The organism is Pseudomonas sp. (assembly GCF_002796985.1).
GTDB lineage: Bacteria > Pseudomonadota > Gammaproteobacteria > Pseudomonadales > Pseudomonadaceae > Pseudomonas.
Window position 1 is genome coordinate 558,844 of record NZ_PEKX01000007.1, and the last position, 19,933, is coordinate 578,776.

Below are 19,933 nucleotides of genomic sequence, written 5' to 3' on the forward strand. Positions count from 1 at the left end.
CGGAATCATTAACCGGGCGATAACGAAAACAGGAAAACCAGGGCGGGAAATCCGATGACTTCAGCAGTACTTTCACGCGCTTCGCTGCAACGCTGGTCGCTTCAGTTGCTGGGCGCACTTGCGTTGATGCTGGGGCTGAGCAGCCCGGCGCTGGCGGATCGAGTGATTCCATCGGGGATGATGGTCGGCTTCGTCGATAGCGCCGTGTTTCCGGTGATTACCCTGAAACGGCCGAAACCGACCTTGCTGCGCCAGGTGGTGACCCTTGGGCTGTACGAAAAGACCATCAGTTATCCGCTCTCCGTGTCCATCCGCATCCGTGATGAGACCAACCGTTTCATGGTTTACGGCATGCTGCCGAAGATCAGCGGCAAGTTCGTCGGCATCAAGATGGGCCTGGATAGCCGGATCAGTCAGATCTGGGTACTGACGGAAGCGGAAGCGACCGAGTACGTCACCCGTCCGGATACTCTCTTCCCACCGACCTGACAGGTCGATCTGAAAGGTGATGCCAGGCCGCTCGTGAGATTCCTCCGAGCGGACAGCAGCCGGGAAAGGGCACTTCGGCTATCATGTGTGCCGGTCAAACTCCTTCTATCCGGTTCATCCATGACTTCCTCTCAGCAGCCGCCGCGCGACGACAGCGCAGAAACCTCCCAGGAACAACCTTCGCTGTCCCTGGCAGAACTCGCCAAGGCCGCGCTCGCCGCGCAGCAGCAAGCCAAAACGGCCTATCAACACCGCAAGCCGCACGACCAGGCCGAATATCGTCCACCGCACCCGCGCGGCTCGCGTCGCTCCATGGGCAAGCGCTGAGACGACCTCTCGTCCGAAACTCCCTCAGCCGGCGCCCTTGCGGGTCTGCTGGCTGAACTGCGGTGACCGCCATGGGTCGTATCCGCATCGGCCTTGCCATGCTGGCTGGCCATTCCCGCTCCCGCGAACACGTCACGGATCGACAACCGCGCCGCCCTACGCCTTGGTAGGCGGGGCGCCTCGCGTCCAAGGAGAATTCATGAAGTTCCTCGTTCCCGTCCTTTCCCTGCTGGCGCTCGCTGGCTGCATCACCATGACCGGCAACTACGAAGTCAGCGCCCATGACGAGTCCGGCAAGGCCCTGAGCAACGGCAAATTCCTCGCCCATGGCAGCGGTATCTATACCGTGCGCAACTCCCTCTGCTCGGTCTATCCGAAGGCCATCATCACCATCAAGGATGTGGAGTCAGACCAGGAGCTGGAAGGCGAAAGCCCGTATCACTGCCACTGACAGCGGTTCGCGAAACGGCACGGGCTCTGACGGTTTCCTGTAGGGCGAATAACGCCTAAGGCGTTATTCGCCGGAGGGGTTGCGGCGGATAACCCGTTCCGGGTTATGCGCCCTACGTGCTGAAAGTGGCGGCTCGGGCCATCCCCAGCCGCCACGCGCTCCTTACGACAGCCGTTCGAACTGTCGTTGCAAGTGATTGAGGAAGCCGATTTCGTAGGCCATCCGATTCAGCATGTCCTTTTGCAGCGTGCGGCCTTTGGCGAAGTTGACCCAGAGCGTTTCGCCGCCTGGGGCAAACAACCATTCGCGGGCTACCACGTCTCCGTAGGCCATGACGAGTTGCGACTCCTCCGGCCAGTCCACGGGAAGCTTGAACACGGGGGATTGATCGCCGTTTGGCTGAGCGTCGAGCAGGGCTGATTCGGGATCGAGGGTGTTGTTGTCTGAAGACATTTGCGTAACTCCACTTCGTTGAGGTCAGGAGCTGCCGCCATTGCTGTCAAACAATGGAGGCAGACCACGCGGGGTTGACAGACCGGGAAGTGGAGCCGGCAGACCTCACGGGGAGGTCTCCCCGCGCGATCTGCCATAAACCCTGCGATCAGAAATCACAGTCGTGACAAGGCCTACGAAAAACGTTCGCCGTTTTTCGCATGCACCTGCTGGCGCAATCGCGCCACTCCAACGGGCTGTCAAACCCGGCCACGGATTTGGCCGTGACGGGCGCAGCATAGGGGCAGCCTGCAACACCGGCAAGCACAGGTGCTCGCGCAGGGGAGGTATCGGCGGCGTCTGTCAGAAATGAAGGGCGAAGTGCGTCAGCAGAATGCTCTGCCCCAATGAAAAAGGCCGGCAATCGCCGGCCTTGTGCTTACTGTGGTGTCGGTGGCGTGAGCTTCTGCATCTTCCCTTGCTGCAACGTCCACTCCACCACCTGCGCCGAAAGCTGGTCGGCGGCCTTGCCGAAGGCGCTGACCACTTCGGGCACCTGTTTGCCCTCTACCGGCTGGCTGACCTCGAAGGTGCGCGAGGCGACGATGCGCAGGCCGAGGGTGCGCACCAGGCGGGCGTCGTAGCGGATGTGGATCACCGGTTTGCCGTTCTGGTACTCGCTCTGGAAGGCGCGCAGTTCGCCGGTCAGGTCGAGGTCGGCCTGCAGGCTGCTTTCGTCGCTGCTCAGGGCGCGGATGCTGCCGTTGGCGGTGAAGGCGTCGAGCAGGCGGTCACGCAGCAGCCCCGGTGCGCGGTTCGCCCAGCGCGAGCCCTGGTAGCTGCTCAGCTGGTTGCCCTGCGGGACCACGGCGATGCGGTTGCTGTCCAGCGCGAGGCTGGCGGTCGGCGCGCTGACCCGCAGCGACCAGTTCACCACCGCTGTGCTGCGCGTCGGCTGTTGCGTGGCCGGTAGCAGGTAGAAGTCCGGGCTCTCCGCTTCCGGGAGGATCGAGCAGGCGCCCAGCAGACTGACCAGGGCGGCGACGCCGAGCAGGCGGGGAAGGGCGGTCATGGCTGGAACTCCTTGTTGCGTTCGCGGCCGAGCAGGTAGCCGGTGGGGTTTTCCCGCAGGCGGCGGGTGACGCCGCGCAGGTCTTCCAGGGTGGAGCGCAATTCGCGGATCGCCGGGCCGATTTCGCCCAGGCCGTTGAGGCCGCCGTTCACTGAGTCGTAGTTGCTGTCGAGTAGCTTTTCCACGCGCTCGCTGCTGTTGCGCAGGGCGGCGAGGGTCTTCTGGGTGTCGTCGAGCATCTGCGGGCCGCGGCTGCCCAAGGTCTGGTTGGTGCGTTCGAGCATTTCATTGGCCTTGGCGAAGGCCAGGCGCGCCTGTTCACTGGCGGCGGCCAGTTCCTGCACCGTCTTGCGGATGTCGCCGCGCTGCTCGGCGACGACGCCGGTGGCCTGGTCGATGTGGTCCAGGGTGCGGCTGATGCGGTCGACGTTCTCCTGGGAGAACATGCGGTTCACGTTGTTGATCAGGTTGTTGATGTTGGTGGCGATGTCTTCGCCGTTGGCCAGCAGCTTGGCGAAGGGCGAGGGGATGGTCTTGATCACCGGCACCTCGCCGTCCTTGCTGGCCAGCGGCGGGCTGTCCTGGGCGGCGCTGGAGAGCTGGATGATGGCCTGGCCGGTGACGCCGGTGAGGGCGAGCTTGGCGCGCGTGTCTTCGCGGATTGGCGTGCTGTCGTAGACGCGGATGCGCGCGCGGACCTTGCGCGGGTCGTTCGGGTCCAGGCGCAGGGACACCACGTCGCCCACGCGGATGCCGCTGTACTGCACGGTGCCGCCTTCGGACAGGCCGGTCACCGCCTCGTTGAAGATCACGTCGTAGAGCTTGTACTTCTGGTCGTTGCTCGACTGCGCCAGCCACAGGGCGAAGAGCAACGCGCCGATCGATACGACCAGGGTGAACAGGCCGATCAGCACGTGATGGGCACGGGTTTCCATTCAGCTTTCCTCCCGCAGGTGTTCGGTGGCCTGCAGCGCAGCACGGCCGCGCGGGCCGTGGAAATAGTCCTGTACCCAGGCGTCGTCGGTCTGGGCGACCTGGTCCAGCGGCCCCACCACCAGCACGCGTTTCTGCGAGAGCACGGCGACGCGATCGCAGATGGTGTAGAGGGTGTCGAGGTCATGGGTGACCAGGAACACGGTGAGGCCGAAGGCGTCGCGCAGGGTCAGGATGAGTTGGTCGAAGGCCGCCGCGCCGATGGGGTCGAGGCCGGCGGTGGGTTCGTCGAGGAACAGGATGTCCGGGTCCAGCGCCAGGGCGCGGGCCAGGGCGGCGCGCTTGACCATGCCGCCGGAGAGCTCGGCCGGGTATTTGCCGCCGGCATCGGGCGGCAGGCCGGCGAGGGAAATCTTCACCTTGGCCATGAATTGCGCGTCGGCGCGGGACAGCCGGGCATGCTCGATCAGCGGCAGGCAGATGTTCTCGCTCACCGTCAGTGAGGAGAACAGCGCGCCGTTCTGGAACAGCACGCCGAAGCGTCGTTCCAGTTTCGAGCGCTCCTGCGGCGGTAATGCCGGCAGGTTCTGCCCGAACACGTGGACGCTGCCTTCGCTGGGCTGGCGCAGGCCGATGATGCTGCGCAGCAGTACGGACTTGCCGGTGCCCGAGCCGCCGACCACGCCGAGGATTTCACCCTTCATGACGTCGAGGTCCAGATGCTCGTGCACGGCGTGGGTGCCGAAGCGGTTGGCCAGGTCGCGGACGACGATGATCGGTTCGCTCACCAGCCCATCTCCATGAAGAACAGCGCGAACGTCGCATCCAGCAGGATCACCACGAAGATCGACTGGACCACGCTGGAGGTCGTGTGCTCGCCCACCGACTGCGCGCTGCCGCTGACGCGGAAGCCTTCCAGGCAGCCGATCACGGCGATGATGAAGGCGAACACCGGGGCTTTGACGATGCCCACCAGGAAGTGCTGCACGGCGATGTCGTTCTGCAGCATGTAGAGGAACATGCGCGGCGAGATGTCCAGGGCCAGGGCGCAGACCACTCCGCCGCCGAAGATGCCGGAGAGCATCGCCAGGAAGGTCAGCATCGGCAGGGTCAGCAGCAGGGCCAGCACGCGCGGCAGCACCAGCAGTTCCACCGGGTCGAGGCCCAGGGCCTGGATCGCGTCGATTTCCTGGTTGGCCTTCATCGAGCCGATCTGCGCGGTGAAGGCGCTGGCGGTGCGGCCGGCGAGCAGGATGGCGGTGAGCAGCACGCCGAATTCGCGCAGGAAGGAGAAGCCTACCAGGTCGACCGTGTAGATCTGCGCGCCGAACTTCTGCAGCACGGTGGCGCCGAGGAAGGCCACCACCGCGCCGACCATGAAGGTCAGCAGGGCGACGATGGGGACGGCGTCCAGCCCGGTTTCCTCCATGTGCGCGGCCAGCGAGGTGAGGCGCCAGCGTCGCGGGCGGAACAGGTTGCGCACTAGCGTCTGCAGGGTCAGGCCGATGAAACCGAGCAGGCCGACCAGGTGTTCGCGGAAGGTCAGGGTGGCGATGCCGATGCGCTCCAGCACATCGCCCAGCGCGTTGCCTGGCGGCGGTGCCTTCTCGTCGAGACGGCATTGGGTGATGGCGCTGCCCACGGCGCGCAGGAGCGCCTGGCGTTCGGCGGGCAGGTTGCGGGCGATCTGTTCCAGCTGGCTCATCCTTGCGCCGCCGATAATCTCGGCCAGCAGGGCGGCTCCGGCGGTATCCAGCGCGCCAAGGCCGGCGAAGTCCAGCGCGGTGGGGGAGTCGGCGTGGCGCTGGGCGGCCACCTGGGCTTCCAGCGTGGCGAAGTGCGCGAGCGTCCAGTCGCCGCTGACGTGCATCAGCGGTGGGCTGGCGGAGGTGTCGAGCTGGAGCTGGCCGGGCTGGGCAGTCGTCGTCATGACTCGCATTCTAGCGAAGTTATGCGCCCTGACCACTTGACTTGTGTGAGGCTTTGTAGAGCCTTCGCCGCGCTCAGGGCGGGCCTCGGCGACATCCTGTTCAATTGACGCCCCAGCCCGCCTGCCACTAAGCTGCGCGCCTGCTTCAGGTGCTCTCGGCGCAAGCCGCGAGTGAAACAGGGAAGCCGGTGAACTCGATCCACGCATCGACCATTCCGGCGCTGCCCCCGCAACGGTAAGCGAGCTTTGAGCCGCATTCCGCCACTGTGCCTCGGCATGGGAAGGCGCGGTTCATCGACAGCCTCACGGCGTCACTCGCAAGCCCGGAGACCGGCCTGCTGCATCGCATGGCATCGCGGGAGGCGCTGCCGACGCCGGCCGTCTGCGCCGTGCGTTGCCGTCCTCCGCCTGCCCCGACTGGTCAGTGCCGCGCGGGTGAGAGCGGCGGAGAATCCTTCAGGTGAAATCCCTATTCCCCAGGTCTTCAGCCCTCGTGCTGGGCGACCTTTGCCGCATGGCGCCTGCGCGCGCCAGCGGTTCGACCCTGCCCATTCCATTCCCCGTTCGCTGCCATCCGGCCGGCAGCCTGACGCCTGTGCAATTCCTTTCAGGAGCAACCTGCCATGACTGAATCCCCGGAAAAGGACGAGCGCCATCGCTCGCGCATGCAGCGCAAGAAGGCGGTGATCGACGACAAGATCGCCCAGGCCCAGGGTGAGCGCGGCGTGTTCCTGGTCAACAGCGGCAATGGCAAGGGCAAGAGCAGCTCGGCCTTCGGCATGGTCGCCCGCGCGCTGGGCCACGGCATGAAGGTGGGCGTGGTGCAGTTCATCAAGGGCGCCGCGACCACGGGCGAGGAGGCGTTCTTCCGGCGCTTCCCCGAGGAAGTCAGCTTCCATGTGATGGGCGAAGGCTTCACCTGGGAAACCCAGGACCGCCAGCGCGACATCGCCAAGGCGCAGTTCGCCTGGGATGTGGCGCGCCAACTGCTGGCCGACCCGGAGGTTGGCCTGGTGGTGCTGGACGAGGTGAACATCGCCCTCAAGCACGGCTACCTGGAGCTGGACACCGTGCTGGCCGATATTGCTGCCCGCCCGCCGATGCAGCATGTGGTCGCCACCGGCCGTGGTGCGCAGCCGGCAATGCTCGAAGCCGCCGACACCGTGACCGAGATGGGCCTGGTGAAACATGCCTTCAAGGCCGGCATCAAGGCGCAGAAAGGGGTGGAGTTCTGATGTTCGTGGCTTGCCCTCACCCCAGCCCTCGGCTTTGGCATCCTGCGTCGCTCTACCTCCTGCATCCCGGCAGTCGTCTCCCAGTGGGAGAGGGGGTCGTTAGGCGTGTGGTGGGAGATCTGCGCTCGCCAGCCGATGCTGTTGGCGGGCTCAGTGGTGGCGCGACTGTCGCGCATCGGACACAACGGCTGCAGATGGCACCCAACTGCCCCCTCTCCCTCCGGGAGAGGGTGCTCCTCGCCATGACTGCGGAGCGCACCTGATGCTCGAAGCACGCCAATGCCCCGCACTGCTGATCGCCGCCCCCGCTTCCGGCCAGGGCAAGACCACCGTGACCGCCGCCCTGGCGCGCCTGCACACGCGCCTCGGGCGCAAGGTGCGGGTGTTCAAGTGCGGCCCGGATTTCCTCGACCCGATGATCCTTGCCCGCGCGAGCGCTGCGCCGGTCTACCAGCTGGACCTGTGGATGGTGGGCGAGGAGGAGAGTCGCCGCCTGCTCTGGGAGGCGGCCGGCGAGGCCGACCTGATCCTCATCGAAGGCGTGATGGGCCTGTTCGACGGTTCGCCCTCGGCGGCCGATCTGGCCCGCTGCTTCAACGTGCCAGTGATGGCGGTGATCAACGGCCAGTCCATGGCCCAGACCTTCGGCGCGATGGCCGTCGGCATGGCGACTTATCAGCCGGACCTGCCGTTCTCCGGTGTGCTCGCCAACCGCATTGGCAGCCAGCGCCACCGTGATCTGGTGCGCGACAGCCTGCCCGAGTGGATTCGCTGGTATGGCGCCTTGCCGCGCGCTACCGAAGTGGAACTGCCCAGCCGCCACCTCGGCCTGGTGCAGGCCGACGAACTGGCCGACCTCGACGCCCGCCTGGACGCCGCCGCTGATGCTTTGGCGGCCAGCGCCAGTACCGAACTGCCGCTGCCGGTGAGCTTTGCCGCGCCCGAGTCGAGCCGCGAGACTTCGCGCCTGGATGGCGTACGCATCGGCGTGGCGCGGGACAACGCCTTCGCCTTCCTCTATCAGGCCAACCTCGACCTGCTGCGCGAGTTGGGCGCCGAGCTGGTGTTCTTCTCGCCGCTGCGTGACCAGGTGCTGCCGGAAGTGGACAGCCTCTACCTGCCCGGCGGCTACCCGGAACTGCACCTGCAGGCGCTGGCCGAGAACCGCGCCATGGCCCAGGCCATCCATGCACATCACGAGATGGGCAAGCCGATCCTCGCCGAGTGCGGCGGCATGCTCTATCTGCTCGACGCGCTGACCGACGTGGCCGGCGCACGCGCGCCACTGCTCGGCCTGCTGCCGGGCGAGGCACGCCTGCAGAAGCGCCTGGCCGCCCTGGCACTGCAAGCGGTAACGCTGCCCGAAGGCACCCTGCGCGGGCACACCTTCCACCACTCGTTGCTGGACAGCAGCGAGGAGCCGCTGGCCCGTGGCGTCTGCCCCAACGACAAGCCGGTGGCCGAAGCGGTGTTCCGCCGTGGCCGGCTCACCGCGTCCTATATCCACTTCTACCTGCCGTCCGCTCCGGACGCCGCAGCAGCCCTGCTGAGACCATGACTGAGCACGCTTACACTCCCGAGGAGCGCGCCGCGCTCTACCGCGCCATCGCCGAGCGCCGCGACATGCGCCATTTCAGCGGCGGCGAAGTGGCGCCCGAACTGCTCGCGCGCCTGCTCGAAGCGGCGCACCAGGCACCCAGCGTCGGGCTGATGCAGCCGTGGCGGTTCATCCGCGCTACCTCGCCGGAACTGCGCCAGTCGATCCACCGCCTGGTGGAAGAGGAGCGCGTGCGCACCGCCGAGGCGTTGGGCGAGCGCTCTGACGAGTTCATGCGCCTGAAGGTCGAAGGCGTGCTCGACTGCGCCGAAGTGCTGGTGGCGGCGCTGATGGAGGGCCGCGAGGCGCACGTCTTTGGTCGCCGCACGCTGCCGAACATGGACCTGGCTTCGTTGTCCTGCGCGATCCAGAACCTCTGGCTGGCTTCCCGCGCCGAAGGCCTGGGCATGGGCTGGGTGTCGCTGTTCGACCCCGCCGCACTGGGCGACCTGCTGGGCTTGCCGGCGGGCGCCGAAGCCGTGGCGGTGATCTGTCTCGGCCCGGTCCGCGAGTTCTACCCGGCGCCGATGCTGGCCCTGGAAGGCTGGCGCCAACCGCGCGCACTCAGCGAGCTGCTGTACGAGAACCACTGGGGAGAACAGCCATGAGCCTGGCCCTGCTGAGCGTTCTCGGCGTAGCGCTGGATACCCTGCTGGGTGAGCCGAAACGCTGGCATCCGCTGGTGGCTTTCGGGCGTTTGGCGGATCGGTTGGAGCGGCGGTTCAATCGTTCGCGGGTGGCGGACCGAGCTGAAGAGCCCCCTCTCCCTAACCCTGGCTACGCGCCCCGCTCCGAAGGGAGAGGGGACCGTACGGAGCAGGTTGAAACCTTAGCGTCAGCCGGCACGGACAGCTTCCTCTCCCTTCATGGGGGGGGCGCCCAGTCAGAGGGCGGGGGAGAGGGTGCTTCCTCACACTCCGATGTTTCCGGGAGCGACACCCCCGGCCTCGCCTGGCGCAGCCACGGCGTCACCGCCTGGATCATCGCGGTCATCCCACTGACCCTGCTCGCGCTGCTGCTCAGCCTGCTGCCCTACGTTGGCTGGATCGTCCAGGCACTCGCGCTATACGCCGCGCTGGGCCTGCGCAGCCTGGGCGAACACGCCGAACCGGTAGCGTTGGCCCTGCGCGCCGACGACCTCAACGAAGCACGCCTGCGCGTGGGCTACATGGTCAGCCGCGAAACCGCCGAACTGGACGACACCGCCGTGGCCCGCGCCGCCACCGAGTCGGTGCTGGAGAACGGCAGCGATGCGGTGTATGCCGCGCTGTTCTGGTTTGCCGTGGCTGGCGCGCCGGGCGTGGTGCTCTATCGCCTGAGCAACACCCTTGACGCCATGTGGGGCTACCGCAATGCGCGCTTCGAGCGCTTCGGCTGGGCAGCGGCGAAGATCGACGACGTCCTTAACTACATTCCGGCGCGGCTGGTGGCCTTCACCTATGCGCTGCTTGGTCACACCCGGCTCGCCCTGCGCTGCTGGCGTACACAGGCGCCACAATGGGACAGTCCCAACGCCGGCCCGGTGATGGCGGCCGGCGCGGGAGCGCTGGGCGTGTCGCTCGGCGGCTGTGCCCGCTACCACGGCGAACTCCACCAACGCCCGCAGCTGGGCGAAGGCCCGGCGCCGACCGCCACGGACATCTGGCGCGCGCTGGCCCTGGTGCGCCAGGGCGTGCTGCTGTGGCTGGCGGTCATCCTCATCCTGGGAGTGCTCTAATGCTCGAACATGGCGGCCGGTTGCGCAAAGCGGCGCAGCAGTACGGTATTCCGCTCGCCGAATGGCTGGACCTGTCCACCGGCATTTCGCCCTGGCCCTGGGCCTTGCCCAGCGTGCCGGCGGCGACCTGGATGCGCCTGCCCGAGGACCGCGACGGCCTGGAAGCCGCCGCACGCCGCTACTATGGCCTCGAGAAGCTGCATGGCGCCGAGAAGCTGCTGCCGCTGCCCGGCAGCCAGGCGGCGATCCAGTTGCTGCCGCGATTGCGCCGGCCGGGCAAGGTCGGCGTGGTCTCGCCCTGTTATGCCGAGCACGCCGAGTCCTGGCGCGCCGCCGGGCATATCCTGCGCGAGGTCAGCGACCAGGAAGTGCCTCATCACCTGGAGCGCTTCGACGTGCTGGTGGTGGTCAACCCGAATAACCCCACCGGCCGACGCATCGAGGCCGGCGTGCTGCTGGAGTGGCACGCACGCCTGCAGGAGCGCGGCGGCTGGCTGGTGGTGGACGAAGCCTTCATGGACTGCACGCCCGAACACAGCCTGGTGCCCAGCTGCGCCAGCCGTCCGGGGCTGATTGTGCTGCGCTCGTTCGGCAAGTTCTTCGGCCTCGCCGGCGCGCGCCTGGGCTTCGCCTTCGCCGAACCGCGCCTGCTGGAAAGCCTGGCCAAACTGCTCGGCCCCTGGGCGGTGAGCGGCCCGACGCGCTGGGTGGCGCAGGCAGTGCTGGGCGAGTTCCAGGAACAGATCCAGCGCCGCCGCGACCTGCATGACGCCAGCCGCCGCCTGGCCGGTTTGCTCGGTGAGCACGGCTTCGCGCCGCAGGGCGGCACGGCGCTGTTCCAGTGGGTGGTGTCGATGCGCGCCCAAGCGCTGCGCGACCACCTGGCGCGCCAGGGCATTCTCGTGCGTCTGTTCGAGACGCCCGGCAGCCTGCGCTTCGGCCTGCCGCCGGACGAGAAAGGCTGGGAACGCCTGGAGCACGGCCTGCGCACCTTCAACCAGATGGAGAGCCTGCGTTGAGCACGCTGATGGTGCAGGGCACGACTTCGGATGCCGGCAAAAGCACGCTGGTGACCGCGCTGTGCCGCTGGCTGATTCGCCAGGGTGTGTCAGTGGTGCCGTTCAAGCCGCAGAACATGGCGCTCAACAGCGCGGTGACCGCTGACGGTGGCGAGATCGGTCGCGCCCAGGCGGTGCAGGCACAGGCCTGCCATCTGGCGCCGCACACCGACATGAACCCGGTGCTGCTCAAGCCCAACAGCGACACCGGCGCCCAGGTGATCATCCACGGTCGCGCGGTCACCAGCATGAACGCCGTGGCCTACCACGACTACAAGCGCGTGGCGATGCAGGCGGTGCTCGAATCCCACCAGCGCCTGAGCGCCCAATACCCGGTGGTGATGGTGGAGGGGGCGGGGTCGCCAGCGGAGATCAACCTGCGCGCCAACGACATCGCCAACATGGGCTTCGCCGAGGCGGTGGACTGCCCGGTGATCCTGATCGCCGATATCGACCGCGGCGGCGTGTTCGCCCATCTGGTTGGCACCCTGGAGCTGCTCTCCGAGTCTGAGCGGGCAAGGGTGAAGGGCTTCGTTATCAACCGCTTCCGCGGTGATATCGCGCTGCTGCAGAACGGCCTCGACTGGCTGGAAGAGCGCACCGGCGTGCCGGTGCTGGGTGTGCTGCCGTACCTGATGGATTTCCATCTGGAAGCCGAGGACGCCATCGACACCCGCCAGACCGCCAAGACCGGCGAGCGCCTGCGCGTGGTGGTGCCGGTGCTGCCGCGCATCAGCAACCACACCGACTTCGACCCGCTGCGCCTGCACCCGCAGGTGGAGCTGACCTTCGTCGGCCCCGGCCAGCCGATCCCACCGGCGGACCTGATCATCCTGCCGGGCTCCAAGAGCGTGCGGCCGGACCTGGCCTTCCTCCGCGCCCAAGGCTGGGATGCCGCCATCGAGCGCCACCTGCGTTATGGCGGCAAGCTGCTGGGCATCTGCGGCGGCTTGCAGATGCTCGGCCGCACCCTGGCCGACCCGCACGGCCTGGAAGGTGCGGCGGGCGAGAGTGAGGGGCTTGGCCTGCTGGATTTCCATACCGTGCTGGAGCCGCAGAAGCAGCTGCGCAATGTCGGCGGCCACTTGGCGTTGGAAGAGGCCCCGGTGAGTGGTTACGAGATTCATGCCGGCGTCACCGAAGGCCCGGCTCTGGCGAACCCCGCCGTGCGCTTGAGCGATGGCCGCTGCGACGGCGCGTTGAGTGACGACGGCCAGGTGATGGGGACTTATTTGCACGGGCTGTTCGAGTCCAGTGCCGCCAGCTCCGCGCTGCTGCGCTGGGCCGGGCTGCGCGAGGTGCAGAGCATCGACTACCACGGCCTGCGTGAACGCGACATCGAGCGCCTGGCCGATCAGGTCGAGGCGCATCTGGATACTGAAAAACTGAGAGAACTGTGCGGACTGTAGGGCGCATGACCGTTCGCGGTTATCCGCCGTTTCGTCTTGCCACTGTTTCGGCGGATAACGCCGGGGGCGTTATGCGCCCTACGCCTGCTTTTCGTAGGAGCGAGCTTGCTCGCGAACACAACGTCCCGGTTACGCCGGAGTTATGCGGTTCGCGAGCAAGCTCGCTCCTACAAAGGGAGAATCCATGCTTGAACTGATCCTCGGCGGCGCCCGTTCGGGCAAGAGCCGTCTGGCCGAGCGCCTGGCGCTGCAAAGCGGCCTGCCGGTCACTTACGTCGCCACGGCGCAGGCCGGCGATGGCGAGATGTCTACCCGTATCCTCCAGCACCGCGAGCGCCGTCCCGAGCACTGGGGGCTGGTGGAAGAACCGCTGGCCCTGGCCGACACGCTGGAGCGCCTGGCAGCGCCGCAGCATTGCGTGCTGGTGGATTGCCTGACCCTGTGGGTCACCAACCTGCTGCTCCATGAAGACGGCTGGCGCCTGCGCGGCGAGATCGATGCGCTGCTGGAGGTGCTGCCGCAACTGCCCGGACGCATCCTTCTGGTCAGCAATGAAACCGGGCTGGGCGTAGTGCCGATGGGCGAGCTCAGCCGCCGATATGTCGACGAGGCCGGCTGGCTGCACCAGTCCCTGGCCGAGGTCAGCGAGCGCGTGGTGTTCACCGTCGCCGGCCTGCCCATGGTGTTGAAGGGGGAAGCGTTATGAGTCTGCAATGGTGGCTGCAATCCACCCAGCCGATCGACCGCGTGGCGCAGGACAAGGCTGCCGCACGCCAGGACCAGCTGACCAAGCCGCGTGGCGCACTGGGCCGGCTGGAAGAGGAGACCATCCGTCTCGCCGGACTGCAGGGCCGCGAGCGGCCGGGCCTGGAGCATCTCTGGATCGCCCTGTTCGCTGGCGATCATGGCGTGGTGGCTGAGGGCGTGTCGGCCTACCCGCAGGCGGTGACTGTCGAGATGCTGCGCAACTTCGTGCGCGGCGGCGCGGCGATCAGTGTGCTGGCCCGTGACCTCGACGCGCGCCTGGAGGTGATTGATCTGGGGACCGCCACGCCGCTGGAGCCGCTGCCGGGCGTACAGCATGTGATGGTCGGCGCCGGCACCGCCAACTTCACCCGGGAGCCAGCGATGACCGCCGCCCAGTGCCTGATCGCCCTGGAAGCCGGGCGCGAGTCCGTGCGCCGCGCGCAGCAGGCCGGTACCGAGCTGTTCATCGGTGGTGAGATGGGCATCGGCAATACCAGCTCGGCGGCGGCGCTCGCCTGCGCGCTGCTGGACGAGCCGGCGCAGGCGCTGGTCGGCCCTGGCACCGGGCTGGACGCGCAGGGCGTCGCGCGCAAGGTCGAAGTGATCGACCGCGCGCTGGCGCTGCACCGCGCCCACTGCGACGAGCCCTTCGAGGCGCTCTGCCGTCTCGGCGGTTTCGAGATCGCCGCGCTGGTAGGCGCCTATCTCGCCTGCGCGCAGAAGGGCATCCCGGCGCTGGTGGACGGTTTCATCTGCACCACCGCCGCGCTGTGCGCGACGCACCTCAACCCCCACTGCCGCGACTGGCTGCTGTTCGCCCACGCTGGTGCGGAGCCGGGGCACAACCGCGTACTCGCAGCCTTGAACGCACAGCCGCTGCTGGACCTCGGCCTGCGCCTGGGCGAGGGCAGTGGCGCGGCGTTGGCAGTGCCGCTGCTGCGCCAGGCGTGTCGGCTGCATGCGGGGATGGCGACCTTCGCCGAGGCAGCGGTGTCGGATCGCCCGGCATGACGCTGCGCCTGGAGCTGCTGCGCCACGGTGAAACCGAACTCGGTGGTGGTTTTCGCGGACGCCTGGACGACGCGCTGACCGAAGCGGGTTGGGCGCAGATGCGTGCGGCGGTGGCAGATGAGTGCCGCTGGTCGGCGCTGGTCAGCTCGCCTTTGCAGCGCTGCGCGGCTTTCGCTGAGGAATTGGCGGCGCGCCATGGTTTGCCGCTGGGCTTCGAGGCGGGCCTGCAGGAGCTGGATTTCGGCCAGTGGGAAGGCCTTTCGCCAGCTACTCTGATGGAGAGCGATGCTGCGGCGCTGGAGCGCTTCTGGAACGATCCATACACCTTCCCGCCGCCCGGTGGCGAGGCCATGGGCGACTTCGAATCCCGCGTCTTCGCGGCGCTGGAACGCCTCTACCAGACCCATGCCGGATCTTCTGTGCTGGTCGTCACCCACGGCGGTGTGATGCGCCTGCTCGGCGCCCTGGCCAACGGCCTGCCGGCGAAACGCTTGCTGGAAGTGGTGGTGACTCACGGCGAATGCATGGCGCTGGAAGTGACCCGCGAGGGTGACGGCTGGCGCATCCACAAGGCGCAACTTTAAGTCGAAACCCTGATGAGCAACCCACACCCGGATCGCGAGCAAGAGGCCCCCGAGCCTGCCGAGCAGAGCGGAGCGGACGCGCGCGTCGCCCAGCTCAGCGACTGGTGCCTGCCACTGGTGGCGGTGCAGTTCCTCACCCGCTTGCCGGTGCGCCTTGGGCACATGCCGACGCCGGAGCAGTTCGGCCGCGCCACGCTGTATTACCCCCTGGTGGGCTTGCTGATCGGTGCCGTGCTGTTTGCCATGGGCGAGTTGCTCAGTGGCGTGCACCTGCTGTTGCAGGCCGCGCTGATCCTGCTGGTGTGGGTGGCCTTTACCGGCGCGTTGCACCTCGATGGCCTGGCCGATACGGCGGACGCCTGGGTCGGCGGCCTGGGCGACCGCGAACGCACGTTGGCGATCATGAAAGACCCGCGCTGCGGGCCGGCCGCGGTCGTTGCGCTGGTGCTGTTGCTGCTGCTGAAGTTCGCGGCGATCACCGCCATCCTCGGCAATCACCAGCACTGGGGCTTGTTGTTGGCGCCCTGGCTGGGGCGCTGCGCGCTGCCGCTGCTGTTCTTCACCACCGACTATGCGCGCAAGGGCGGCCTGGGCCAGGCGCTGGCCGACCATCTGCCGCGCGGTGCGATGCCGTGGATGCTGGCGGCCAACGCCGCGCTGATGCTGCTGGCGGGGCTGACCGGGATGCTGGCGCTGGTGGTCGCGCTGGTGGTGTTCGTCTGGCTGCGCAGCCGCTTTATCGCCCGCCTGGGCGGTACCACCGGGGATACCGCCGGGGCGATGCTGGAAATGATCGAGTGCGCGGTGCTGGTGGCGTTGGCGCTCTGATCCCGCCGGCGGACGCGGGCCCGGCCTGGACGCCTTTGTAGGATGGCGTGGAGCGTAGCGATACCCATCAATGTTCCTGTACCGACAGCATGGGTATCGCAAGCTCCACCCATCCTACGTTCTCGATATCCAGCGTAGCCGGAGCAACCCTGTAGGAGCGAGCTTGCTCGCGAACCGCATGGTGCCGATGCGGCCGGAAAATCTGTTCGCGAGCAAGCTCGCTCCTACATGGGCCCTCCGCCTTTGGGAGGGGGCATCGCTCTGCGTCTTCCTCAATCGAAGGCGAAATGCTCCGACTTCAACCCCATGATCGACCGCACCGGCTTCGCCATCGCCGATGCATGCCCCTTGGCGCGCGGCAGCATACGGGCGAAGTAGAAGTCGCTGGTGGCGATCTTGGCCTTGTAGAAGTCGCTCGATTCACTGCCGCCCTGGCGCAGGCGCTTGCGCGCGGCGGCTTCCTGCAGCGCCCAGGAATACGCCAGTGCGGCGTAGCCGGAGAACATCAGGTAGTCGTGGCTGGCGGTGCTTACCAGGTCGCGTTGCTTGCGGGCGGTGAGGGCGATGCGCATCGTCAGCAGGTTCCACTGCGCGCAGAGCTTGAGCAGGGTGAGCGCGCGGCCGCGCATGGCTGGCTCCTGCTTCAGCAGCTCGATGGCGAACTTCGCCACCTGCCGGGTGAAGTCGCGCACGGCCTTGCCCTGGGTCATCAGCAGCACCTTGCGGCCGAGCAGGTCCAGCGCCTGGATGCCGGTGGTGCCCTCGTAGAGCGTGGCGATTCGCGCGTCGCGGACGATCTGCTCCATGCCGTGTTCCTTGATGTAGCCATGGCCGCCGAATACCTGCATGCCGAGGTTGGCGCTCTCCAGGCCCAGCTCGGTCAGGCAGCCCTTGAGGATCGGGGTGAGGAAGCCGAGCTTGTCGTCCCAGCGGTCGTACTCGGCGTTATCGTTGGTCAGCAGGCCCTGGATCATCTTGTCGGCGTACTGGGTGGCCAGGTAGATCAGCGCGCGGCCGCCCTCGGCCACGGCCTTCTGGGTCAGCAGCATGCGGCGCACGTCGCCGTGGTGCATCAGGGTATCGGCGATCTCGCCCGGTTCCTTGGTGCCGGAAAGGGCGCGCATCGAACGGCGTTCACGGGCGTAGGCGAGTGCGCCCTGGTAGGCCAACTCGGCGGTGGCGACGCCCTGGATGGCCGTGCCGATGCGTGCGCTGTTCATGAAGGTGAACATGCATTCCAGGCCCTTGTTCGGTTCGCCGATCAGGTAGCCGGTGGCACCGTCGAAGTTCATCACGCAGGTGGCCGAGGCCTTGATGCCCATCTTCTTTTCCAGCGCGCCGCAGGTCACGCCGTTGCGCGGGCCGAGGCTGCCGGCGACTCCGGGAAGAAATTTGGGAACGATGAACAGCGAGATGCCGCGCGTGCCCTTGGGCGCATCGGGCAGGCGGGCGAGGACGATGTGGACGATGTTCTCGGTGAGGTCGTGCTCGCCGGAGGAGATGAAAATCTTGGTGCCGGTGATCGCGTAGCTGCCGTCGGCGTTGGTTTCGGCGCGGGTCTTCACCTGGCCCAGATCGGTGCCGCACTGCGGCTCTGTCAGGCACATGGTGCCGCCCCAGCGGCCTTCGGTGAGCGGGGTGAGGTAGGTGTGTTTCTGTTCCTCGGTGCCGTGCTGCATCACGGTGTTCATCGCGCCCAGTGACAGGCCCGGATACATCGAGAACGGCCAGTTGGCGGTGCCCAGCATCTCCTGCTTGAGCGCGCCGAGGCTCATCGGCAGGCCCTGGCCGCCATATTCCACCGGGTGCGACAGGCCCTGCCAGCCGCCGGCGACGTAGGCGTCGTAGGCTTCCTTGAATCCCTGGGGCGTGCGCACTTCGCCGTTCTCCAGGTGGCAGCCTTCCTCGTCACCACTGTGGTAGAGCGGGGCGATCACTTCCTCGCAGAGCCTGGCGCATTCGCCGAGGATGGCGTCGACCATGTCTGGCGTGGCTTCGCCGCCGTTGACCAGGTTCTGGTAATGGCTGGGGAAATCGAAGACTTCGTTGAGCAGGAAGCGGGTGTCGCGCAGCGGGGCTTTGTAGACGGGCATCGGGGACCTCGGACCGTGATGCGCCCCGTCGAAAGCGCGGGGCTGGACGGCCGCAGTTATACGGCTGGTCCGCGGTGGTGCCCTTGGCTGCGCCAACGCCTCGCACTGGCAGATGGGACAATCGGTCGCGCCGGCCATTGACCGGGCGCAAGTTGCGGGTATATACACGTATTCATGCTGACCACCCACTGCCTCTGCACCAAACTGCGTCGCTCGGCCCGCGCCGTGACCCGCGTCTACGACGATGCCCTGAAGGGCGTCGGGCTGACCACTGCGCAATTTTCCCTGCTGCGGCACCTGTCGCGGCTGGAGCAGCCGAGCATCTCCGAGCTGGCCGAGGCCATGGGGCTGGATCGCAGTACCCTCGGGCGCAATCTCAAGCCACTGGAGGCCGATGGCCTGGTGAAGCTGGAAGAGGGTGAGGACCTGCGCAACCGTATCGTGGCGCTGACGCCGGCCGGGCTCGAACGTATCGTGCGCGGACGTGAAGCCTGGGACGCGGCGCAGCAGGATGTGGCGGCGCACCTGGGTGATGACAAGCGCCGTCAGCTGGAAGCCTTGCTGGATGAATTGGTCGCGCTGGAGAGCTAGCGGCGGCCTGCGTGCTGTTTAGAAGAACGAACAAAAGCGGGTATATACCCGTGCAGGAGCAACCGATGTCGAAGCTGTCGCGCACGGGGTTCTGGATACTGCTATCCGGCGCCCTGATCCTCGCCCTGTCCCTGGGTATCCGCCATGGCTTCGGCCTGTTTCTCGCGCCGATGAGCGCCGAGTTCGGCTGGGGGCGCGAAACCTTCGCCTTTGCCATCGCCCTGCAGAACCTGATCTGGGGGATCGCCCAGCCGTTCACCGGCGCCATCGCCGACCGCTTCGGCGCCATGCGCACCGTGCTGGTGGGCGGCATCCTCTATGCCGTCGGCCTGGTGCTGATGGGCTATTCCGACTCGGCCTTCAGCCTGTCGATGAGTGCGGGCCTGCTGATCGGCATTGGCCTCTCCGGTACTTCGTTCTCGGTGATCCTCGGCGCGGTCGGCCGTGCGGTGCCGCTGGAACGCCGCAGCATGGCGATGGGCATCTCGGCGGCGGCGGGCTCCTTCGGCCAGTTCATCATGCTGCCGGGAACGCTGGGGTTGATCGGCTGGCTGGGCTGGTCCGCCGCATTGCTGGTGCTGGGCCTGCTGGTGGCTTTCATCGTTCCACTGGCGGCGCTGATGCGCGACAAGCCGTTGCCCATGCAGGGCCATGAACAAAGCCTCGGCGAAGCACTGCGCGAGGCCGTCGGCCACTCCGGCTTCTGGCTGCTGTCGCTGGGCTTCTTCGTCTGCGGCTTCCAGGTGGTATTCATCGGCGTGCACCTGCCGGCCTACCTGGTGGACCGCCACCTGCCGGCCACCGTCGGCACCACGGTGCTGGCGCTGGTGGGGCTGTTCAATGTGTTCGGTACCTACCTCGCCGGCTGGCTGGGCGGGCGGATGAGCAAGCCCAAGCTGCTCACCGGCCTTTACCTGCTGCGCGGCGTGGTGATCATCACTTTCCTCTGGGCGCCGCTGACGATGTGGACGGCCTACCTGTTCGGCATCGCCATGGGCCTGCTGTGGCTGTCCACCGTGCCGCTCACCAACGGTACGGTCGCCACGCTGTTCGGTGTGCGCAACTTGTCGATGCTCGGCGGCATCACCTTCCTGTTCCACCAGATCGGCGCCTTCCTCGGCGGCTGGCTGGGCGGCTACGTGTATGACCACACCGGCAACTACGACCTGGTCTGGCAGATTTCCATCCTCCTCAGCCTGCTCGCCGCCTTGCTCAACTGGCCGGTGCGCGAACGCCCGGTCGAGCGCACGGCGCTGGGGGTGGCATGAAGCGTTCAGTAGTGCTCGGGTTGCTGCTGGGCCTCGGCCTGGCACTGGTCGGCCTCGCCTGGTGGGGCTGGCAACGCGGCGGCCTGGCGCTGATGCAGTTGGGCATGGGCAGTTGCTGATGCCCGGCGCGCGGGGTAGCGTGGCGGGATAAATCGAGGATC

Annotated in this window: 22 protein-coding genes and 1 riboswitch; of the genes, 16 read left to right on the forward strand and 6 right to left on the reverse strand. The window is 67.2% G+C overall.

Features of this window, described 5'->3' with window-relative positions; translation table 11 throughout:
- Positions 1-54: 54 nt before the first annotated feature.
- From CTR55_RS08140 to CTR55_RS08150, 3 genes are all read left to right on the forward strand, one after another.
- Positions 55-489 (forward strand): hypothetical protein, encoded by a 435-nt coding sequence (locus CTR55_RS08140; RefSeq protein WP_296285409.1) that lies wholly within the window; start codon positions 55-57, stop codon positions 487-489.
- Positions 490-609: 120 nt separating this feature from the next.
- The gene (locus tag CTR55_RS08145) at positions 610-816 is read left to right on the forward strand and encodes a hypothetical protein (protein ID WP_296285410.1); all 207 of its coding nucleotides are present in this window, start codon (positions 610-612) and stop codon (positions 814-816) included.
- Positions 817-1,015: 199 nt separating this feature from the next.
- Positions 1,016-1,267 carry a hypothetical protein gene (locus tag CTR55_RS08150; protein ID WP_296285411.1) on the forward strand — a complete coding sequence of 84 codons (252 nt, stop codon included), beginning with the start codon at positions 1,016-1,018 and terminating at the stop codon, positions 1,265-1,267.
- A 162-nt stretch (positions 1,268-1,429) separates the two neighbouring features.
- Here the strand turns inward: CTR55_RS08150 and CTR55_RS08155 are convergent, their stop codons facing one another.
- The 5 genes from CTR55_RS08155 to CTR55_RS08175 all read right to left on the reverse strand — a co-directional run bounded on the left by CTR55_RS08155 (position 1,430) and on the right by CTR55_RS08175 (position 5,634).
- Positions 1,430-1,720, reverse strand: coding sequence for a LasR-specific antiactivator QslA (locus CTR55_RS08155; RefSeq protein ID WP_296285412.1), 291 nt, complete (start codon positions 1,718-1,720; stop codon positions 1,430-1,432).
- A 418-nt stretch (positions 1,721-2,138) separates the two neighbouring features.
- The gene (locus CTR55_RS08160) at positions 2,139-2,771 is read right to left on the reverse strand and encodes an ABC-type transport auxiliary lipoprotein family protein (protein WP_296285413.1); all 633 of its coding nucleotides are present in this window, start codon (positions 2,769-2,771) and stop codon (positions 2,139-2,141) included.
- Positions 2,768-3,706, reverse strand: a complete 939-nt coding sequence (locus CTR55_RS08165; RefSeq protein WP_296285414.1) for an MlaD family protein — start codon at positions 3,704-3,706, stop codon at positions 2,768-2,770. Before CTR55_RS08165 ends, CTR55_RS08160 begins: the two co-directional genes overlap by 4 nt.
- A complete protein-coding gene (locus CTR55_RS08170; RefSeq protein ID WP_296285415.1) occupies positions 3,707-4,492 on the reverse strand; it encodes an ATP-binding cassette domain-containing protein in 786 nt (261 codons plus the stop codon).
- Positions 4,489-5,634: an MlaE family lipid ABC transporter permease subunit gene (locus CTR55_RS08175; protein WP_296285416.1), complete on the reverse strand. Its 1,146-nt coding sequence runs from the start codon at positions 5,632-5,634 to the stop codon at positions 4,489-4,491. The genes CTR55_RS08170 and CTR55_RS08175 overlap by 4 nt, the downstream gene beginning before the upstream one ends.
- A 130-nt stretch (positions 5,635-5,764) precedes the next feature.
- Positions 5,765-5,988: riboswitch (cobalamin riboswitch) on the forward strand.
- Between the two features lie 269 nt (positions 5,989-6,257).
- On the opposite strand from CTR55_RS08175, the gene cobO reads away from it, so the two are divergent.
- The 10 genes from cobO (at position 6,258) to CTR55_RS08225 (ending at position 15,820) form a co-directional block, all read left to right on the forward strand.
- Entirely contained in the window at positions 6,258-6,869 is a 612-nt protein-coding gene (gene cobO / locus CTR55_RS08180; protein ID WP_296285417.1) for a cob(I)yrinic acid a,c-diamide adenosyltransferase, read from the forward strand.
- A 262-nt stretch (positions 6,870-7,131) separates the two neighbouring features.
- Positions 7,132-8,427 carry a cobyrinate a,c-diamide synthase gene (locus CTR55_RS08185; protein ID WP_296285418.1) on the forward strand — a complete coding sequence of 432 codons (1,296 nt, stop codon included), beginning with the start codon at positions 7,132-7,134 and terminating at the stop codon, positions 8,425-8,427.
- A complete protein-coding gene (gene bluB / locus CTR55_RS08190) occupies positions 8,424-9,074 on the forward strand; it encodes a 5,6-dimethylbenzimidazole synthase (protein ID WP_296285419.1) in 651 nt (216 codons plus the stop codon). Before CTR55_RS08185 ends, bluB begins: the two co-directional genes overlap by 4 nt.
- Positions 9,071-10,183, forward strand: coding sequence for an adenosylcobinamide-phosphate synthase CbiB (gene cbiB, locus CTR55_RS08195; RefSeq protein WP_296285420.1), 1,113 nt, complete (start codon positions 9,071-9,073; stop codon positions 10,181-10,183). Before bluB ends, cbiB begins: the two co-directional genes overlap by 4 nt.
- Entirely contained in the window at positions 10,183-11,202 is a 1,020-nt protein-coding gene (gene cobD, locus CTR55_RS08200) for a threonine-phosphate decarboxylase CobD (protein WP_296285421.1), read from the forward strand. The genes cbiB and cobD overlap by 1 nt, the downstream gene beginning before the upstream one ends.
- A gap of 8 nt (positions 11,203-11,210) precedes the next feature.
- Positions 11,211-12,650 carry a cobyric acid synthase gene (locus CTR55_RS08205; RefSeq protein WP_296286489.1) on the forward strand — a complete coding sequence of 480 codons (1,440 nt, stop codon included), beginning with the start codon at positions 11,211-11,213 and terminating at the stop codon, positions 12,648-12,650.
- A gap of 184 nt (positions 12,651-12,834) precedes the next feature.
- Positions 12,835-13,356 (forward strand): bifunctional adenosylcobinamide kinase/adenosylcobinamide-phosphate guanylyltransferase, encoded by a 522-nt coding sequence (gene cobU / locus CTR55_RS08210; protein WP_296285422.1) that lies wholly within the window; start codon positions 12,835-12,837, stop codon positions 13,354-13,356.
- Positions 13,353-14,408 (forward strand): nicotinate-nucleotide--dimethylbenzimidazole phosphoribosyltransferase, encoded by a 1,056-nt coding sequence (cobT, locus tag CTR55_RS08215; RefSeq protein WP_296285423.1) that lies wholly within the window; start codon positions 13,353-13,355, stop codon positions 14,406-14,408. Before cobU ends, cobT begins: the two co-directional genes overlap by 4 nt.
- Positions 14,405-14,992, forward strand: coding sequence for an alpha-ribazole phosphatase family protein (gene cobC / locus CTR55_RS08220; RefSeq protein ID WP_296285424.1), 588 nt, complete (start codon positions 14,405-14,407; stop codon positions 14,990-14,992). The genes cobT and cobC overlap by 4 nt, the downstream gene beginning before the upstream one ends.
- A 12-nt stretch (positions 14,993-15,004) precedes the next feature.
- Positions 15,005-15,820, forward strand: a complete 816-nt coding sequence (locus tag CTR55_RS08225; protein ID WP_296285425.1) for an adenosylcobinamide-GDP ribazoletransferase — start codon at positions 15,005-15,007, stop codon at positions 15,818-15,820.
- A 272-nt stretch (positions 15,821-16,092) separates the two neighbouring features.
- On the opposite strand, the gene CTR55_RS08230 is transcribed toward CTR55_RS08225, so the two are convergent.
- A complete protein-coding gene (locus tag CTR55_RS08230; protein ID WP_296285426.1) occupies positions 16,093-17,913 on the reverse strand; it encodes an acyl-CoA dehydrogenase C-terminal domain-containing protein in 1,821 nt (606 codons plus the stop codon).
- Between the two features lie 174 nt (positions 17,914-18,087).
- Between CTR55_RS08230 and CTR55_RS08235 the strand changes: the two genes are divergently transcribed.
- The 3 genes from CTR55_RS08235 (at position 18,088) to CTR55_RS08245 (ending at position 19,891) form a co-directional block, all read left to right on the forward strand.
- Positions 18,088-18,504 (forward strand): MarR family winged helix-turn-helix transcriptional regulator, encoded by a 417-nt coding sequence (locus CTR55_RS08235; protein ID WP_296285427.1) that lies wholly within the window; start codon positions 18,088-18,090, stop codon positions 18,502-18,504.
- A 74-nt stretch (positions 18,505-18,578) separates the two neighbouring features.
- The gene (locus CTR55_RS08240) at positions 18,579-19,772 is read left to right on the forward strand and encodes an MFS transporter (protein WP_296286491.1); all 1,194 of its coding nucleotides are present in this window, start codon (positions 18,579-18,581) and stop codon (positions 19,770-19,772) included.
- Positions 19,769-19,891 carry a hypothetical protein gene (locus tag CTR55_RS08245; RefSeq protein WP_296285428.1) on the forward strand — a complete coding sequence of 41 codons (123 nt, stop codon included), beginning with the start codon at positions 19,769-19,771 and terminating at the stop codon, positions 19,889-19,891. The genes CTR55_RS08240 and CTR55_RS08245 overlap by 4 nt, the downstream gene beginning before the upstream one ends.
- Positions 19,892-19,933 lie beyond the last annotated feature (42 nt).

Bases quoted from the DNA above. Each gene is read 5' to 3' on its own strand.
- CTR55_RS08140 (WP_296285409.1), top strand. From the start codon at position 55: ATGACTTCAGCAGTACTTTCACGCGCTTCGCTGCAACGCTGGTCGCTT.
- CTR55_RS08145 (WP_296285410.1), top strand. From the start codon at position 610: ATGACTTCCTCTCAGCAGCCGCCGCGCGACGACAGCGCAGAAACCTCC.
- CTR55_RS08150 (WP_296285411.1), top strand. From the start codon at position 1,016: ATGAAGTTCCTCGTTCCCGTCCTTTCCCTGCTGGCGCTCGCTGGCTGC.
- CTR55_RS08155 (WP_296285412.1), bottom strand. From the start codon at position 1,720: ATGTCTTCAGACAACAACACCCTCGATCCCGAATCAGCCCTGCTCGAC.
- CTR55_RS08160 (WP_296285413.1), bottom strand. From the start codon at position 2,771: ATGACCGCCCTTCCCCGCCTGCTCGGCGTCGCCGCCCTGGTCAGTCTG.
- CTR55_RS08165 (WP_296285414.1), bottom strand. From the start codon at position 3,706: ATGGAAACCCGTGCCCATCACGTGCTGATCGGCCTGTTCACCCTGGTC.
- CTR55_RS08175 (WP_296285416.1), bottom strand. From the start codon at position 5,634: ATGACGACGACTGCCCAGCCCGGCCAGCTCCAGCTCGACACCTCCGCC.
- cobO (WP_296285417.1), top strand. From the start codon at position 6,258: ATGACTGAATCCCCGGAAAAGGACGAGCGCCATCGCTCGCGCATGCAG.
- CTR55_RS08185 (WP_296285418.1), top strand. From the start codon at position 7,132: ATGCTCGAAGCACGCCAATGCCCCGCACTGCTGATCGCCGCCCCCGCT.
- bluB (WP_296285419.1), top strand. From the start codon at position 8,424: ATGACTGAGCACGCTTACACTCCCGAGGAGCGCGCCGCGCTCTACCGC.
- cbiB (WP_296285420.1), top strand. From the start codon at position 9,071: ATGAGCCTGGCCCTGCTGAGCGTTCTCGGCGTAGCGCTGGATACCCTG.
- cobD (WP_296285421.1), top strand. From the start codon at position 10,183: ATGCTCGAACATGGCGGCCGGTTGCGCAAAGCGGCGCAGCAGTACGGT.
- CTR55_RS08205 (WP_296286489.1), top strand. From the start codon at position 11,211: ATGGTGCAGGGCACGACTTCGGATGCCGGCAAAAGCACGCTGGTGACC.
- cobU (WP_296285422.1), top strand. From the start codon at position 12,835: ATGCTTGAACTGATCCTCGGCGGCGCCCGTTCGGGCAAGAGCCGTCTG.
- cobT (WP_296285423.1), top strand. From the start codon at position 13,353: ATGAGTCTGCAATGGTGGCTGCAATCCACCCAGCCGATCGACCGCGTG.
- cobC (WP_296285424.1), top strand. From the start codon at position 14,405: ATGACGCTGCGCCTGGAGCTGCTGCGCCACGGTGAAACCGAACTCGGT.
- CTR55_RS08225 (WP_296285425.1), top strand. From the start codon at position 15,005: ATGAGCAACCCACACCCGGATCGCGAGCAAGAGGCCCCCGAGCCTGCC.
- CTR55_RS08230 (WP_296285426.1), bottom strand. From the start codon at position 17,913: ATGCCCGTCTACAAAGCCCCGCTGCGCGACACCCGCTTCCTGCTCAAC.
- CTR55_RS08235 (WP_296285427.1), top strand. From the start codon at position 18,088: ATGCTGACCACCCACTGCCTCTGCACCAAACTGCGTCGCTCGGCCCGC.
- CTR55_RS08245 (WP_296285428.1), top strand. From the start codon at position 19,769: ATGAAGCGTTCAGTAGTGCTCGGGTTGCTGCTGGGCCTCGGCCTGGCA.